The organism is Massilia sp. CT11-108, assembly GCF_047302915.1.
In the GTDB taxonomy this organism is placed as follows: domain Bacteria; phylum Pseudomonadota; class Gammaproteobacteria; order Burkholderiales; family Burkholderiaceae_D; genus Telluria; species Telluria orientalis.
The window spans coordinates 1-445 of record NZ_JBKYMO010001254.1 but is presented as its reverse complement, the minus strand read 5'-3'; the positions used below and the strand labels follow the sequence as shown (position 1 = coordinate 445).

At 70.1% G+C, this 445-nt stretch carries 1 protein-coding gene; it reads left to right on the top strand.

From position 1 onward, the window contains the following. Window positions 1–279, top strand: a 279-nt coding sequence (locus ACEN88_RS34285; protein WP_413346855.1) for an anti-sigma factor domain-containing protein, incomplete at its 5' end; no start/stop codon positions are given. Window positions 280–445 lie beyond the last annotated feature (166 nt).

Below are 445 nucleotides of genomic sequence, written 5' to 3'. Positions count from 1 at the left end.
GCCGACACGCGTCACCGCCGCCTGCAGGTGCGCGTGGCGGAAGACGTCCACGTGCCCGCCGACCGCACCCTGCAACTGTGGGCGATCACGCGCACGGGCAAACCCCGCTCGCTCGGCATCCTGCCCGGCAACCGCAGCACGGACCTGGCGCTGGACGCGCGCGCGACCGCGCCGGACGTGGCCCTGCTCGCGATCAGCCTGGAGCCGAAGGTCGGCTCGCCCGATCCGAACGGACCAACGGGACCCGTGCTGTACAAGGGCAGCTGGGCAAGGCTGTAATCCACTCTTTCATCATCGAGGTGTCGTCATGCGCATGTTCGCCGTCCTGTCGTTGTGTTGCCTGACCGGCGTGGTCCACGCACAGGACATCGTGCCGCGTCCGGCCCGGCTGGAGCGCGGGACGGGCGAGTACGTCCTCACGCAGGCCACCCGCATCGTCGGCAGA